General features: G+C 68.5%; 15 protein-coding genes. 7 read left to right on the forward strand and 8 right to left on the reverse strand.

Features of this window, described 5'->3' with window-relative positions:
• Positions 1–211: 211 nt before the first annotated feature.
• The 7 genes from Y958_RS26870 (at position 212) to Y958_RS31645 (ending at position 7,232) form a co-directional block, all read left to right on the forward strand.
• Positions 212–637, forward strand: coding sequence for a DUF3775 domain-containing protein (locus tag Y958_RS26870; RefSeq protein ID WP_088874923.1), 426 nt, complete (start codon positions 212–214; stop codon positions 635–637).
• 17 nt (positions 638–654) lie between these two features.
• Positions 655–1,830: a patatin-like phospholipase family protein gene (locus tag Y958_RS26875; RefSeq protein WP_088874924.1), complete on the forward strand. Its 1,176-nt coding sequence runs from the start codon at positions 655–657 to the stop codon at positions 1,828–1,830.
• Positions 1,831–1,864: 34 nt separating this feature from the next.
• On the forward strand, positions 1,865–2,635 hold the full coding sequence (locus tag Y958_RS26880) for a polysaccharide deacetylase family protein (protein WP_088874925.1): 771 nt from the start codon (positions 1,865–1,867) through the stop codon (positions 2,633–2,635).
• The gene (locus Y958_RS26885) at positions 2,632–3,894 is read left to right on the forward strand and encodes a putative glycoside hydrolase (RefSeq protein ID WP_244909621.1); all 1,263 of its coding nucleotides are present in this window, start codon (positions 2,632–2,634) and stop codon (positions 3,892–3,894) included. The genes Y958_RS26880 and Y958_RS26885 overlap by 4 nt, the downstream gene beginning before the upstream one ends.
• 8 nt (positions 3,895–3,902) lie before the next feature.
• The gene (locus tag Y958_RS26890; protein ID WP_088874927.1) at positions 3,903–6,173 is read left to right on the forward strand and encodes a serine hydrolase; all 2,271 of its coding nucleotides are present in this window, start codon (positions 3,903–3,905) and stop codon (positions 6,171–6,173) included.
• A gap of 126 nt (positions 6,174–6,299) precedes the next feature.
• Entirely contained in the window at positions 6,300–6,866 is a 567-nt protein-coding gene (locus Y958_RS26895; protein ID WP_088874928.1) for a nitroreductase family protein, read from the forward strand.
• Positions 6,867–6,887: 21 nt separating this feature from the next.
• Positions 6,888–7,232, forward strand: a complete 345-nt coding sequence (locus tag Y958_RS31645; RefSeq protein ID WP_145727730.1) for a c-type cytochrome — start codon at positions 6,888–6,890, stop codon at positions 7,230–7,232.
• Between the two features lie 90 nt (positions 7,233–7,322).
• Here Y958_RS31645 and Y958_RS26900 read toward each other — a convergent pair whose 3' ends face one another.
• From Y958_RS26900 to hutI, 8 genes are read right to left on the reverse strand one after another with little or no spacing between them, the layout of a single operon-like run.
• Positions 7,323–8,099, reverse strand: a complete 777-nt coding sequence (locus tag Y958_RS26900; RefSeq protein WP_088874929.1) for an ABC transporter ATP-binding protein — start codon at positions 8,097–8,099, stop codon at positions 7,323–7,325.
• Positions 8,096–8,827 (reverse strand): ABC transporter permease, encoded by a 732-nt coding sequence (locus Y958_RS26905; protein ID WP_088874930.1) that lies wholly within the window; start codon positions 8,825–8,827, stop codon positions 8,096–8,098. The genes Y958_RS26900 and Y958_RS26905 overlap by 4 nt, the downstream gene beginning before the upstream one ends.
• A 5-nt stretch (positions 8,828–8,832) precedes the next feature.
• Positions 8,833–9,543 carry an ABC transporter permease gene (locus Y958_RS26910; protein ID WP_088874931.1) on the reverse strand — a complete coding sequence of 237 codons (711 nt, stop codon included), beginning with the start codon at positions 9,541–9,543 and terminating at the stop codon, positions 8,833–8,835.
• A complete protein-coding gene (locus Y958_RS26915; RefSeq protein WP_088874932.1) occupies positions 9,540–10,439 on the reverse strand; it encodes a transporter substrate-binding domain-containing protein in 900 nt (299 codons plus the stop codon). Before Y958_RS26915 ends, Y958_RS26910 begins: the two co-directional genes overlap by 4 nt.
• On the reverse strand, positions 10,436–11,023 hold the full coding sequence (locus tag Y958_RS26920) for a HutD/Ves family protein (protein WP_088874933.1): 588 nt from the start codon (positions 11,021–11,023) through the stop codon (positions 10,436–10,438). Before Y958_RS26920 ends, Y958_RS26915 begins: the two co-directional genes overlap by 4 nt.
• Positions 11,020–12,687, reverse strand: a complete 1,668-nt coding sequence (hutU, locus tag Y958_RS26925; RefSeq protein ID WP_088874934.1) for a urocanate hydratase — start codon at positions 12,685–12,687, stop codon at positions 11,020–11,022. Before hutU ends, Y958_RS26920 begins: the two co-directional genes overlap by 4 nt.
• Entirely contained in the window at positions 12,684–13,508 is an 825-nt protein-coding gene (hutG, locus tag Y958_RS26930) for an N-formylglutamate deformylase (protein WP_088874935.1), read from the reverse strand. Before hutG ends, hutU begins: the two co-directional genes overlap by 4 nt.
• A 1-nt stretch (position 13,509) precedes the next feature.
• Positions 13,510–14,715, reverse strand: a complete 1,206-nt coding sequence (gene hutI / locus Y958_RS26935) for an imidazolonepropionase (RefSeq protein WP_088874936.1) — start codon at positions 14,713–14,715, stop codon at positions 13,510–13,512.
• Positions 14,716–14,735 lie beyond the last annotated feature (20 nt).

The raw sequence follows: 14,735 nt of genomic DNA on the forward strand, positions 1-14,735 counted from the left end.
CGGGAAAGACACTGATGTGGATCAGGACGGCTGGAATATTCGCCGAATGAATCTTCATGTACTTAAGCGAAGTACGACGGGCACCGCCAGCAGCCGCAAAGCCGAAAGACAACCCCCTTGAGCCAAATCAAGGATATATCCCGCCAATTCCTTTAAGCGTTCAAGACCACGCACGCCCACGGTCGCTGCCGGCCGGACAAGGGAGAGGACCATGCCCACGGTCGAGACGCCCCAGCGGGTCGAGTTGAACATCAGCGTCGAGAAAGTCTTCTACATCATTGTGAAGGCGCGGGAATTCGATGTGAAGGTGGCACCGGTGGAACCCGACCCTGGTTCCAATCCCGCCGATGACGGCGAGGGCTCCATCCTCGGCGACTATGCCGACGATCCGACGGCCGCCGAGCTTCGCGCCGCCATCAACGCCCTGAACGACGATGAAGTGATCGACCTGATCGCCCTGGCCTGGCTGGGGCGCGGCGATGACGACTGGGCCACCGTCCGGGCCTTGGCCCGCGAACGCCACCACCGCCATTCCGCCTCGTACCTCATGGGCATGCCGGCGTTGGGGGATTATCTGGAGGAAGGGTTGGCGGCGCTGGGCCACTCCTGCGAGGAATTCGAAGTCGGTCGGCTTTGAGGGGCGGGACCGGAACCATGCCCGACATGCCCCTGCTCCGGACCCATCGGTCCAATGCGCGTCCGCCGTTCCGGCGCATCGCCCTGGTCCTGCAGGGCGGCGGCGCCCTGGGCTCTTACCAGGCCGGGGCCTACGAGGCGCTGGCCGAGGCGGAGTTGCACCCCAACTGGGTGGCCGGCATGTCCATCGGCGCCATCAACGCCGCGCTGATCGCCGGGAACCCGCCCGAGGAGCGCGTGGCCAAGCTGCGGCAGTTTTGGGACGAAGTGGCCGGGGCGGCCCGGGCCCTGGATTGCCTGGAAGCGTTGGCGACCTCGCAAATGGATGGCGAGGCGCCGCGATCCACCCTCAACCAGCTGAGTGCCCTTATTTCGACCGTGGCCGGCGTGCCCGGCATGTGCACCCCCCGGCTGGTCCCACCCTGGGCGTCGTGGCCGGGCAGCACGGCGGCGACCAGTTTCTACGACACCGCCCCCCTTCGCCGCACGCTGGAGCGGCTGGGGGATTTCGACCGCATCAACGCCGGCGGCCTGCGCTTCAGCGTCGGCGCCGTCAACATCGAAACCGGCAACTTCACCTATTTCGACACCACCACCCACACCATCGGACCAGAACACGTCATGGCCAGCGCCGCCCTGCCGCCGGGTTTCCCGGCCATCGAGGTCGATGGCGAATTTTATTGGGATGGCGGATTGGTGTCGAACACGCCCCTGCAATGGGTGCTGGAAGGCGACGCGCATGAGGACACGCTGGCGTTCCAGGTGGACCTATGGAGCGCCAGGGGCGACATGCCGACAAGCCTGGCCGAGGCCATGACCCGTCAGAAGGAAATCCAGTATTCCAGCCGGACACGGGCCGTGACCGATGAATTTCGGCGCAAGCAACGGCTGCGGCATGCCATCGCCGCCCTGCTGGCCGGCCTGCCCGCCGACTACCGCGACCTGCCAGCGGCCCGCGACCTGGAGCCCGACGCGGACCATAAGGTGTTCAACATCATCCACCTGATCTATCACGCCAAACGCCACCAGGGCAGCACCAAGGATTTCGAGTTCTCCCGGCTGAGCGTGGGGGAGCATTGGGCCGTCGGCTACCAGGACACGGTGCGGACCTTGCGCCATCCGGAAGTGACGCGGCGCCCGGAAACGGCGGACGGGATCTTCACCTTCGACGTGGCCGTCGATGGCCGGGAATAGGAGGGGCGCCATGAGATGCCGGGGGCTGTTTCCCGTGATCCTCCTCCTGGTGTCCGCATTGGCGGCGCCGGCCGCGTGGGGGCAAGGCGGCACACCGGTCCTGGCCTATCACCGCTTCGATCCCACCACGCCCGGTCCCACCACCATCACGACGCCCGTCTTCGAGCGGCAGCTCGACTGGCTGGACGCCCACGGCATCAAGGTCGTCCCCTTGCAAAGCGTGGTGGAGGCGGTGCGCGGCGGCGAACGGCCCACCGAGGCCGTTGGCCCGGCGGCCGCCATCACCGTTGATGACGGTCACGTCTCGGTCTACACCCAGCTCTACCCCGTCATCCTCCGCCGTCATGTACCGGTCACCCTGTTCATCTACCCTTCGGCCATTTCCAACGCCGCCTACGCCCTGACATGGGAACAACTGGCGGAGATGGTGCGGTCCGGCCTGGTGGACGTGCAGTCCCACACCTATTGGCACCCCGATTTCCGCAAGGAACGTGCCCGCCGGACACCGGACGATTACCGGGCCTTCGTGAATTCCCAGCTGGTCCGGTCCAAGGCGGCGCTGGAGCGGCACCTGGGCGTCAAGGTCGACCTGCTGGCCTGGCCGTTCGGGGTCATCGATGCCGACCTCCAAAGCGCCGCCGAGCATGCCGGCTACCGCGCCGCCTTCGCCTATGAGGGTGGATTGGCGGCACCCGGCGTGCTGCCCTACGCCATTCCCCGCATTCCGGTTTCGAACCAGGCCCGCGACACCGCCTTCGCAGCACTGCTGGCCCAGGCGCCCGAGAAAAGGGACCACCCGCGATGATCCGACGGTTCCTCAGGAGCGCCTTGCTTGCCTTCTGCCTGGCGCCGGCGCTGGCCCATGCGGCGGCAGCCATGGCGGGCCGGGTTGTCGACGGTGCCACCGGTGCGCCCATCGCCGGCGCCACGATCATCGTCGACGGCCACCTGGTGCCCGTGGACGAGATGGGACGCTTCGCTGTCGCCTCCCCCGGTCCGGTCTTCGCCCGCGCTCCCGGCTATCGGGCACGTACAATCACCCTGACGGCATCGCCGCCCACAGATGCCGTGCTGCGCCTGGAGCCGTTCACACCCAAGGCGCTCTATCTCACCGTCTACGGCATCGGCTCCAGTTCCTTGCGCGATCCCGCCCTGGCCTTGATGCGGGAGAAAGGCCTGAACGCCCTGGTGATCGACGTGAAGGGGGACAGGGGGCTGGTCCCCTTCCCCAGCGCAACCGCCATGACGGTGCCCGGCGCCCGCGCGATCACCACCATCCCCAACCCGGCGGAGCTGGTGGCGACGCTTCACGCGCAGGGGATCTACCTCATCGCCCGCATCGTCACCTTCAAGGACCCGCTGCTGGCGGCCAGCCGGCCCGACCTGGCGGTGAAGCGCGGCAATGGCGAGCTGTTCCGCGACCGGGAGAATCTCGCCTGGACCGACCCGCTGCAACAGGCGGTTCGCGACTACAACATCGGCATCGCCATCGAAGCGGCCCAGGCCGGCTTCGACGAGATCCAGTTCGACTATGTGCGCTTCCCGGACGCCAACCAGCGTCTGCGCTTCGCCGGGCCGACCACGGAAAAGGATCGGGTGGCAGCCATCGCCGGCTTCCTGGGGGAGGCTCGCCACCGCCTGCTGCCCTATAACGTCTATGTCGCGGCAGACATCTTCGGCTACGTCTGCTGGAACCTGGACGATACCGGTATCGGACAGCACCTGGAGGAGCTGGCGCCGCAGGTGGATTACCTGTCCCCCATGCTTTACCCGTCCGGCTTCCAGTTCGGCATTCCCGGATATCGCAATCCGGTCAGCCATTCCTATGAGATCGTGCGCCTCTCCCTGGAAAATGCGCTGTCGCGCCTGAACATATCGCCCAAGCGGTTCCGCCCCTGGCTGCAGGCCTTCAAGGACTACGCCTTTGATCGCCGGTCCTTCGGCGGTGGTGAGGTACGGTTGCAGACCAAGGCGGCCGAGGATGTGGGGGTGGACGGATGGATGCTGTGGAACCCGCGCAACGTTTACGGCGACCTGGGCGTGGAACAGCAGGCCGCGCGCTGAGGACCGGCATGTCCCTGTGGCTGCGTCGCCATCTCCTGCTGGGCTTGGCCCTGCTGGGGCTGGGCGTCACACCGGCGTTCGCCGCCCGGCCGGACATGGCCTCCCTGGCGTCCGCCATCGATACCGCCGTCCGGGAGGAGATGACCGCCGGCCATATCCCGGGGGCCGTGGTCCTGGTCGGCGACCGCGACGGCATCCTGTACCAAGGCGCCTGGGGGCTGCGCCGGGTGTTCCCGGACACGGCACCCATGACAGCCGACACCATCTTCGACCTGGCCTCGCTGACCAAGGTGCTGGTGACCACCACCGCCATCATGCAGCTGGTGGAACGGGGCAAGGTGCATCTGGAAGCGCCGGTTTCCCGCTATTGGCCGGCCTTCGCCGCCAACGGCAAGGCCGCCATCACCGTTGAGGCGTTGCTGACCCATACATCCGGCCTGCGCGCGGACCTGGACCGGGCGCGCCGCTGGGACGGCGCCGCCGAGGCGCGGGCCCTGCTGCTGGCGGAGGCGCCGGTCAGCCCCCCCGGAGAGCGCTTCCGCTACAGCGACATCAATTTCCTGGTCCTGGGTGAGGTGGTGCGGCGGGTCAGTGGCCTGCCGCTGGACCGGTACGCGGCCCGGCATATCTTCCGCCCCTTGGGCATGACGGACACGCGGTTCGTGCCTCCCGCCGCCTGGCGCCCCCGCATCGCCCCGACAGACGTTCAGGATGGGATGTTGCGATGGGGGAAGGTCAGCGACCCCGCCGCCTATCACATGGGGGGCGTGGCCGGACATGCCGGCGTCTTCGGTACGGCGGCGGACCTGGCCCGCTTCGCCCGCATGCTGCTGAACGGCGGCACGCTGGGGAAACGGCGCATGCTGAAGGCCAGCACCATCACCCGGATGGTTGAGCCCCATGTGTTGCCAGGGGGAACAACCAGGGGGTTGGGCTGGGACAGGACCTCCCCCTATGCCGGTGGGCAGGACACCGCGTTCGGTCCGGGTTCCTATGGACACACCGGCTATACCGGCACATCGCTGTGGGTGGACCCGAACCGCGGATGCTACCTCATCATCCTGACCAGCCGTCTGCATCCCGACGGGAAGGGCGACGCACGCCCCTTGCGGCGGCGCTTGGCCGAAGCGGTGGCCGCCGCCTGGGCTCCCCCGGTATTGACCGGCATTGATGTGCTGGCGGCCCAGGGCTTCGCCCCACTGCTGGGCAAGCGGGTGGCACTGCTGACCAATCAGACGGGCGTGGACCGGCAGGGCCACCGGACCGCCGACCTGCTGTCAGGCGCAGCGGGTGTGCACCTGGCGCTGCTGCTGAGCCCGGAACATGGGCCGGCGGGTGACCGCGAAGGCCGGGTCGCCTCGGGCACGGACGCGGCCACCGGTGTTCCCATCCTCAGCCTTTACGGCAGCAGTCGGCGCCCCCCACCGGAAGCGATGGCAGGCCTGGACGCGATCGTCATCGACATCCAGGACGCCGGCGCGCGCTTCTACACCTACGCCACCACCATGGCCTATGTCCTGGAGGCGGCGGCCGCGGCCCATGTTCCGGTCTATGTGCTGGACCGCCCCAACCCCATCACCGCCACCGCGGTGCAGGGGCCGGTGCTGGACGCGGACCGCCGGTCCTTCACCGGCTATTTCGCCCTGCCGGTCCGCCATGGCATGACCCTGGGGGAACTGGCTTCGCTGTTCAATGCCGAGAACAATATCGGCGCGGCGCTGACCGTCGTGCCTATGCAGGGCTACCGCCGTGACCGCTGGTATGACGAGACGGACCTCCACTGGATCAATCCATCGCCCAACCTCCGATCCGTGAACGAGGCCACCCTCTATCCCGGCGTGGCGCTCATCGAGGGCAGCGCCGTCAGCGTGGGGCGCGGCACAGCGACCCCATTCGAGGTGGTGGGCGCGCCGTGGATCGACGGACCGGCCCTGGCTGACGTGCTGCAGGCCAGGGCCATCCCCGGTATCCAGTTCGCGCCTGCGACCTTCACCCCGACGGCGGATCGCTACGCCGGCTTGCCGTGCCAAGGGGTGCGCCTGACGGTGACGGATCGCACGACCCTGGACAGTCCGCTGTTGGGTGTGGAACTGGCGGCAGCGCTCCACCGGCTCTACCCGCAGCGGTTCACCCTGGATGACACCCTGGGCCTGATCGGCTCCAAGGCCACGGTTGAGGCCATCCGTTCTGGCGTCGACCCCCGCGCCATCGCCGCCGGATGGGACGCGGACCTGGCGGCCTTCAAGGCGCTACGCGCCAAACATCTGCTCTACCCGTGAACAGCGGCGGCCTGATCCATCTCAAGGTGCGCGGCGCCGGACCATGGGAAGGTGCGAACCATCGGCGCACGCTGGACCCGACGCGCCGGCCGTAACCGGAAGGGTCATGCCGCACAGGAGGGAACCATGGATCTCTTCGACGCCCTGCATAACCGCCGGGCCGTCCGCGCCTACAGCGAATCCGGCGTCGCCGCCAACCAAATCCGTTCGGTCATCGAGGCGGCGGTGGACGCCCCAAGCGGCATGAACCGCCAGCCCTGGTCATTCATCGTGGTGATGGACCGCCCCCGGCTGCGCCTGTGGTCGGACCAGGCCAAAGCCTTTCTGCTGCGGTCCTTGGACGACCAGCCCGAGTTGAAGCCGATGGAAAGCCATCTTGCCGACCCGGCCTTCAACATCTTTTACGACGCGCCCGCCCTGATCGCGATTTGCGCCACGGTGCCGGATGCCATGGCCCAGCAGGACTGTTGCCTGGCGGCCGAGAACCTCATGCTCGCGGCCTACGGCCATGGCCTCGCGACCTGCTGGATCGGCTTGTCGCACGCTTGGCTGAACAGCGCCCACGGCAAGGACGCCTTGGCCCTGCCGCCGACCATGCCGGTCGTGGCGCCCATCATCATCGGCCACCCCAGGGATGGCGCCCCGGCGAAGCCGCCCCGTAATGCCGCCCACATTTCCTGGATTGGCGACTGAAGCCACCGCCGGAGAGCCATCATGCGCGCCTCCCTCACGGTCCTGTGCTGCCTCATCACCACCGCCTGCGCCGCCAGACAGGATAACCCAGAGGCGGTGCGACGGGGGAAGGAGCTAGCCATCACCTGGTGCTCGGAATGCCATAGGGTAGCGCCTGACCAGCCCACGGGCGCACGGCCCGGCCATATCATGCCACCGCCCATGAACGCCCCCAGCTTCATGAGCGTTGCCGCGCGGCCCGATGTGGACAGGCGCCATTTGAAGGGCTTCGCGTCCGACCTCCACCTGCCCATGCCGATCTATCACCTGACATCCGAACAGCAGGACGATCTGATCACCTACATCCTGTCGCTGAAGGAAGGGTGACGTCCAGCTGCCGGGGGCGAGAGGCACCAGGCCCGCCCCTACGCCCGAAGCCGCCGCCGGAAGGTATCGCCTTGTCAAAGAATTGCGGGGTCAAAGAGCCGCGGGGGACAGAAAGGCGCGAAACGCCGGGGATGCGTCGGCGCCGAACATGTGGGCCGGCGGTCCGCTGGACTCGACCCGCCCGTTCATCAAATGCACTACCCGGCTGGACACGTCCCGCGCGAACGCCATCTCGTGGGTCACGACGATCATGGTGCGCCCCTCCTCCGCCAGGGATCGCATCAGGGCCAGGACCTCGCGCACCCGTTCCGGATCGAGGGCGGAGGTCGGCTCATCGAACAGGACCAGCTTCGGGTTCGTCGCCAGGGCCCGGGCGATGGCCACCCGCTGCTGCTGCCCGCCGGAGAGCCGCTTGGGATAGGCGGCGTGAAAGCTGGCCATGCCCACCCGTTCCAGCAGCGACCGCGCGGTGGCCAAAACCTCCTCGCGGTCACGGCGATGGACGCGCAAGGGGGCCTCCATGACGTTCTGCAGCACCGTGAGGTGGGGCCAGAGATTGAAGCCTTGGAAGACCATGGCCGTCTGCGTCCGCAGGCGGGCGGCGGCACGGCTGTCGGAAACCTCCAGGCGGCCGTGGCGGTTGCGCGCCAGGGGCGCCTGCACGTCGCCGATGGCGATCTGCCCCTCGTCTGGAACCTCCAGCAGGTTGAGGCAGCGCAGGAAGGTGCTTTTGCCCGAGCCGCTGCCCCCCAGGATGGAGATGACCTCCCCCTCCCGCGCCTCCAGCGAAATGCCGGCCAGTACTTCCCTGTCGCCGAAGGACTTGCGGATGTTGGTGGCGGTCAGGACAGGGGGCGGCACGGTCATGACAGCGGCTCCAGGGTGGGCGGAATGGGTGCGAGCGGGGTGGGCGCGCGGTCGACGTCCAGCCGGCGCTCCAGCGCCGTCAGCAGGGTCGACAGGGTCGCGTTGATCAGCAGGTACAACGCCGCCGCCGCGCAGAACACGTCCAGGGTGCGGTAGCTGTGGGCGATGACCTGTTGCGCCACGCCGGTGATGTCCAGTACCGTGATGGTGCTGGCCAAGGAGGTCGACTTGGTCATCATGATGATTTCATTGGAATAGCTGGGCAGCGCGATGCGGATGAGCGACGGCGCGATCACCCGCCGCAACAGCATGAACCCGGTCATGCCGCAGGCGCGGCCGGCTTCGATCTCTCCACGCGGCACGGCGGCCAAGGCCCCGCGAAAGATTTCGGCGATATAGGCGGAGCAACAGCAGGTCATGGCCAGGCAGGTGCAGAAGACCGGGTCCCGGAACGCCGCCCAGAGGATGCCGTGGCGTATCCAGGGGACCATGGCGAACCCATAATAGATCATGAAGATCTGCAGGATCAGCGGCGTGCCCCGGAACAGGAAGGTCCAGGTCCGCTGGATCAGGCGCGGTAGCGGCGACCGCGCCACCGACATCGCCGTGAGGCCCGTGGCCAGCACCGTGGCGCAGACGCCGGAAACCGCCAGAATCAGCAGGGTCACGGGCACGGCGCGCACCAGCTGCGCGGTGACCGACCCGATGAACGTCAGATGCTCCTCCATCGCGCTCAGCCCCTGTCCCACCGGTTGGAATAGCGGCCGCCATAGTGGAAGGCCGTGCTGGAAAGGGTGGTGAGCACCAGGTAAAGCGCCATGGCCACGCCGAAGAACAGGAAGGGATGCCGGGTTGATCCGGCGGCCACCAGGCTGGTACGCATCAGCTCGCTCAGCCCGGTGACGGCGATAAGGGCGCTGTCCTTCAGGTTGAATTGCCAGACATTGCCCAGCGCGGGCAGGACGATGCGTGTCACCTGCGGCAGGACGATGCGGTGGAAGCACATGAGGTCGCCGAAGCCCATGGCCCGCGCCGCCTCGAACTGGCCCCGGGGAATGGCGCCGACCCCACCCCGGAAAATCTCGGCCTGATAGGCCGCCGACACGAGGCCGACCGACACGCTGCCGATCAGGAAGGGCGGCGGCAGACCCGGTGCCTCCCAGCCGAAGGTCTCCGACAGCGACAGGATCAGTGACGGTAGGCCGAAGTACAGCAGCAGGATGACCAGCAACTCCGGCACCCCGCGCAAGACCACGCCATAAACCAGCGCCGTGCGCCGCAGCCAGCGTGGTCCCTTCAGCCGCGCCCAGGCCAGCAGGACGCCCAGTACCGTGCCGATGGCCATGGAGGTGGCGGACACCGCCAGGGTGAGCAGGCAGCCCTTCAGCAGCAGGGGCGCCCAACCGTCCGGCCCAAAGCCGAGAAGCGTGAGGTCGTCCATCATGGTTGGGGGCTCCCGGCGGCGGCGCCCGGGTGGGCATCCAGGGTCGGGGTGGCGTCCGCCTTGAACCATTTCAGGCTGAGGCGCCGCACGGTGCCGTCCTCCACGGCGGAGCGGATGGCGGCGTTCAGGCGCTCCGCCAAGGCGGTGTCGTCCTTGCGCAGGCCGAAGCCTTCGCCGGCGCCAAGCTCGCCGCCGATCAGTTCCGGCCCGACCAGGACCAGGTCCTGCGCGTCCGGTGCCGCCAGCAGCGGCCGCAGGTAGGTGGTGTCATCCAGCGTGAGGTCGATACGGCCGCTCAACAGGTCCAGATCCCGTTCGCCCATGGTGCGATAGGATTTAACGGTGATGACATCGGCCAGGTATTTGTCCAGGAAGCCGTCGTAGGTGCTGGAAATGGCGACGCCCAGGGTCTTGCCGCGCAACTCCTCGCGCAGGGCCGCCAGCGCCTGGGTCTGGTGCTCGGGCGTGGGGTTGGCGTCCAGGTCCAGCACCAGGTCCCGGTTGGCCATGCGGGCCAAGGGGCTGTCCTTCTGGGTGACGAAGACGCCGGTGGTGACGGCGTACGGCAGGGAGAAGGCCAGCACCGCCTTGCGCGCCGGCGTGATCTGCAACGCGTCGGCGATGACGTCGATCTTGTGGGCCTGCAAGGCGCCGATCATGCCGTCCCAATCCTGGGCCACCAGCTGGCAGCGCAGGTTCGCCCGCTGGCAAAGGATTTGAAGCAGATCGGGCTCGAAACCGATCAGGGTGCCGTCGGGCCGGGTGATGTTCCAGGGCGGGAAGGCTCCCTCCGTCCCGATCACGACGGTCCGAGGGGGTAGGTCGGCCGCCCGCGCGCCGCCTAGAGACAGTAGGACGGCCAGCCCGAGAACGGCGCCGCGCAGGGTTTTGCTCATGGCCGCTCCGCCAACGGGACGATCTCGATCCACCAGCACACCGCCGTCGCCCGGACGGTGATGGACGCTGCCGTCCCAGCATCGACGAGGAGGGCGTCAAGCGGCCCCAGGGTATGGGCTTCGTCGCCGTGCATCACCTGCGCCGTCCCGGTCGCCACCAGCAGGTGGGTGGCGGCCGGGGTCAGCGGCAGGGTAACGGTGCCGGGGGGCAGCTGGCGCTGCGTGCCGCGCATCCGGCCACGGCGCACCATCAGGTTCAGGTCGGTGACGGGCCCGCCGTCCGGCGTTCCCGATACCGGCACATCGCCGGGAAACGCGTGGGCTGCTATTTCCGGTGTCACCAGGACGGGGGCCGTGCCGCCGCCGAAGTCCAGCAGCAGGCGGCCTTCCAGCACCGCCAGCACGCGGTCGATGCCCGGGAAGTGGGAAAAGGGCCCCGCCCCCCGCACGTCCGCGATGCTGACGCGCCAGAGGATGTCGCCCGCGCCATCGTCCTGGCGGGCGACCTCGCGCGTGACGCCGCCCCCGTTCTTCCAGGCCTGAGCGGGCCGTGAGGCCGAGGGAAGCAGGCGGACACCCCTCATCCCAGGATACCGGGCAGGTCAAGGCCCATGGTGCGGGCGCAGTCGCGGGCGATGTCGTAGCCGGCGTCGGCATGGCGCATCACGCCGGTGGCCGGGTCATTCCACAGGACGCGCTCCAGCCGCTTGGCGGCTTCGGGGGTGCCATCGGCGACGATGACCATGCCGCTATGCTGGGAATAGCCCATGCCCACGCCGCCACCATGGTGCAGCGATACCCAGGTGGCGCCCGACGCGGTGTTCAGCAACGCGTTCAGCAGCGGCCAGTCGGACACGGCGTCGCTGCCGTCCCGCATGGCTTCCGTCTCGCGGTTGGGGCTGGCGACGCTGCCGCTGTCCAGATGGTCGCGGCCGATCACCACGGGGGCCTTCAGCTCGCCCCTGGCCACCATCTCATTGAAGGCCAGTCCCAGGCGGTGGCGGTCCCCCAGCCCAACCCAGCAGATGCGGGCCGGCAGGCCCTGGAACCGGATCCTCTCCCGCGCCATGTCCAGCCAATTGTGCAGGTGCCGGTTGTCCGGCAGCAGTTCCTTCACCTTGGCGTCGGTCTTGTAGATGTCCTCGGGATCGCCGGACAGGGCCGCCCAGCGGAAGGGGCCGATGCCACGGCAGAACAGCGGGCGGATGTAGGCGGGCACGAAGCCGGGGAAGTCGAAGGCGTTGGCAACCCCCTCGTCCTTCGCCACTTGGCGGATGTTGTTGCCATAGTCGACGGTGGGCACACCCGCCGCCTGGAAGTCCAGCATGGCCTGGACGTGCACCGCCATGCTGGCGCGCGCGGCGGCGGCCACGGCCTGCGGCTCGCGTTCCCGCCGCTCGACCCACTCGGCCACCGTCCAACCCACCGGCAGATAGCCGTTGACGGGATCGTGGGCCGAGGTCTGGTCGGTCAGCAAATCCGGACGGATGCCGCGCCGGACCATCTCGGGCAGGAGTTCGGCGGCATTGCCCAGCAGGCCGACCGACACCGCCTTCTTCTCGGCACAGCTGCGTTCGATGATGGCCATCGCCTCATCGATGGTTTCGGCGGCATGATCCAAATAGCCGGTCCTCAGGCGCATCTCGATGCGGCTGCGCTGGCATTCGATGGCCAGGCAGGAGGCGCCGGCCATGACGGCGGCCAGCGGCTGCGCCCCGCCCATCCCGCCCAGGCCGGCGGTCAGCAGCCAGCGGCCCGACAGGTCGCCACCATAATGCTGGCGGCCCATCTCGACAAAGGTCTCATAGGTGCCTTGGACGATGCCCTGGGACCCGATGTAGATCCAGGAACCGGCCGTCATCTGGCCGTACATAGCCAGGCCCTTGCGGTCCAGCTCGTGAAAATGCTCCCAATTGGCCCATTTCGGGACCAGATTGCTGTTGGCGATCAGGACGCGCGGGGCGTCGGGATGGGTGCGGAAGACACCCACCGGCTTGCCGGACTGGACCAGCAGGGTCTGGTCGGCCTCCAGCCGCGTCAACGCCTCCACGATCCGATCGTAGCTCTGCCAGTCGCGAGCGGCGCGGCCGATGCCGCCGTAGACCACCAGCTCCTCCGGGCGCTCCGCCACGTCGGGGTGCAGGTTGTTCATCAGCATGCGCAGCGCCGCCTCGGTCAGCCAGCTTTTGGCGGTGCGTTCCGTGCCGGTGGCGGGGCGGATGACGCGGGTGTTGTCGATGCGGCTCATAGGGTCCTTCCCAGGCTGGTGGCGAAGGCGAGGCAGTCGTCCAGGATACCGGTCAGGACCGTGACGAGAGGCCTCGCGTAAGCGGGGTCGAAAGGGGGCGGCCAAGTGTCGGGGCCAGGCTCGTCCGGCTCGGCGAGATAGCCCCGGATGGCCAGTTCCATCTGAATGGCGTGGATGCCCTCGGCGGGGCGGCCATAGTGGCGCGTCGTCCAACCGCCTTTGAACCGGCCGTTCAGCACGTGGCTGTGGCCGCTGGCGGCGCAGCGGTCGTGGACGGCGGTGGCCAGCGCCCCGTCGCAGGTGGCGCCACCGTTGGTACCGATGTTGAACTGCGGCAGGGGGCCGTCGAACAGGCGCGGGATGACGCTGCGGATGGAATGGGCGTCATACAGGACGACGGCGCCATGGTTCCGCCGCAGCCGCGCCAGCTCCGCCCGGATGGCGTCGTGGTAGGGATCGAAATAAGCTGTCCGCCGCGCGGCGATGTCGGCGGCATCGGGCGTGGCCCCGGCGTAAAGCGGCTCACCGTCGAAGGTGGTGACGGGGCAGAGGTCGGTTGTCGCCTGGCCGGGATAGAGCGATGCGCCGGAGGGGTCGCGGTTGACGTCGATGACGCTGCGCGACAGCCGCGTCCGGATGGTGGTGGCGCCCATGTCCGCCGCGAAGGCGTACAGCCGATCGATCCACCAGTCGGCGTCCTTGCGCGCCAGCCAGGGCGACGCGAAGCGGCCCAGCAGCCCATCCGGTATGTCGGTGCCGGTATGGGGAAAGGTCACGACCAGGGGCGCGGCGCCGCGGTGGATTTCCAGCCAGTCTGTCATCTCAGTTTCCCCGCCAGACACGCGCGTGCAGGGGGGTGAACCCCATGCGATAGACCAGATCCGCCGGCCGCTCGATATCCCAGATCGCCAGGTCGCAGGACTTGCCCGCCTCCAGCGTGCCTATCTCATGGTGCAGCCCCAAGGCGCGGGCGGCGTTGCGGGTGACGCCGGCAATGCACTCATCGACCGTCATGCGGAACAGGGTGGCCCCCATGTTCATGACCAGCAGCAGCGAGGTCAGGGGCGACGTACCCGGGTTGCAATCCGTGGCCAGGGCCATGGGCACGCCGGCCGCGCGGAAGGCGTCCACGGGCGGCAGCTTGGTTTCCCGCACGAAATAGAAGGCGCCGGGCAGCAACGTCGCCACGGTGCCGGCCGCAGCCATGGCCGCGACACCATCGGCGTCGGTATGTTCCAGATGATCGGCCGACAGGGCACCATGCCGGGCCGCCAGCGCGGCGCCGGACAGGTTGGACAACTGGTCGGCATGCAGTTTGATCGGCAGGCCATGGGCGGCGGCGGCGGCGAACATCCGCGCCGTCTGATCCGGCGTGAAGCCGATGCCCTCGCAGAACGCGTCGACGGCGTCGGCCAGCCCCTCCCCCGCCGCCGCCGGCAGCACGGTGTCGCACAGGAAGTCGATATAGCCGTCGGCGTCACCGCTGAATTCAGGCGGCAGCGCGTGGGCGCCCAGGAAGGTGGTGGTGATCCGGACCGGCCGCGCCTGCCCCAGCCGGCGCGCGGCGCGCAGCATGTGCAGCTCAGCCTCCAGAGTCAGTCCGTATCCTGACTTGACCTCCACCGTCGTCGCCCCTTCCGCCATCAGGGCGTCCAGCCGAGGCAGCGCGCTGGCCGTCAGCGCCGCCACGTCGGCGTCGCGCGTGGCACGCATGGTGGAAAGGATGCCGCCGCCAGCCCGGGCGATCTCCTCATAAGAGGCGCCGGCCAGCCGCAGTTCGAACTCATGCGCCCGGCTTCCGCCATGGACCAGATGCGTGTGACAATCGATCAGGCCGGGGGTGATCCAACGGCCGGCGCAATCCACCACCACGCCGGCGTCGAAAGCGGGCGCGTCGGCAGCGGGGCCGGCATAGACGATCAGGCCGTCGCGCATGGCAACGACGCCATCGCGAACGATCCCCAGCCCAGGCTCAGCCCCGGCAAGCGTCGCCAAATGGGCGTTTTTCCACAGCTTGTCGCAACGCATGCCCGTTCTCCCGGCGGCTC

The organism is Nitrospirillum viridazoti CBAmc (assembly GCF_000730165.1).
GTDB lineage: Bacteria > Pseudomonadota > Alphaproteobacteria > Azospirillales > Azospirillaceae > Nitrospirillum > Nitrospirillum viridazoti.

Excerpts from the sequence above, each read along its gene's own strand:
- Y958_RS26890 (WP_088874927.1), top strand. The coding sequence starts at position 3,903 with ATGTCCCTGTGGCTGCGTCGCCATCTCCTGCTGGGCTTGGCCCTGCTG.
- Y958_RS26885 (WP_244909621.1), top strand. The coding sequence starts at position 2,632 with ATGATCCGACGGTTCCTCAGGAGCGCCTTGCTTGCCTTCTGCCTGGCG.
- hutG (WP_088874935.1), bottom strand. The coding sequence starts at position 13,508 with ATGACAGACTGGCTGGAAATCCACCGCGGCGCCGCGCCCCTGGTCGTG.
- Y958_RS26920 (WP_088874933.1), bottom strand. The coding sequence starts at position 11,023 with ATGAGGGGTGTCCGCCTGCTTCCCTCGGCCTCACGGCCCGCTCAGGCC.
- Y958_RS26895 (WP_088874928.1), top strand. The coding sequence starts at position 6,300 with ATGGATCTCTTCGACGCCCTGCATAACCGCCGGGCCGTCCGCGCCTAC.
- Y958_RS26915 (WP_088874932.1), bottom strand. The coding sequence starts at position 10,439 with ATGAGCAAAACCCTGCGCGGCGCCGTTCTCGGGCTGGCCGTCCTACTG.
- Y958_RS26875 (WP_088874924.1), top strand. The coding sequence starts at position 655 with ATGCCCGACATGCCCCTGCTCCGGACCCATCGGTCCAATGCGCGTCCG.
- Y958_RS26905 (WP_088874930.1), bottom strand. The coding sequence starts at position 8,827 with ATGGAGGAGCATCTGACGTTCATCGGGTCGGTCACCGCGCAGCTGGTG.
- hutI (WP_088874936.1), bottom strand. The coding sequence starts at position 14,715 with ATGCGTTGCGACAAGCTGTGGAAAAACGCCCATTTGGCGACGCTTGCC.
- Y958_RS31645 (WP_145727730.1), top strand. The coding sequence starts at position 6,888 with ATGCGCGCCTCCCTCACGGTCCTGTGCTGCCTCATCACCACCGCCTGC.
- Y958_RS26870 (WP_088874923.1), top strand. The coding sequence starts at position 212 with ATGCCCACGGTCGAGACGCCCCAGCGGGTCGAGTTGAACATCAGCGTC.
- Y958_RS26900 (WP_088874929.1), bottom strand. The coding sequence starts at position 8,099 with ATGACCGTGCCGCCCCCTGTCCTGACCGCCACCAACATCCGCAAGTCC.
- Y958_RS26910 (WP_088874931.1), bottom strand. The coding sequence starts at position 9,543 with ATGATGGACGACCTCACGCTTCTCGGCTTTGGGCCGGACGGTTGGGCG.
- hutU (WP_088874934.1), bottom strand. The coding sequence starts at position 12,687 with ATGAGCCGCATCGACAACACCCGCGTCATCCGCCCCGCCACCGGCACG.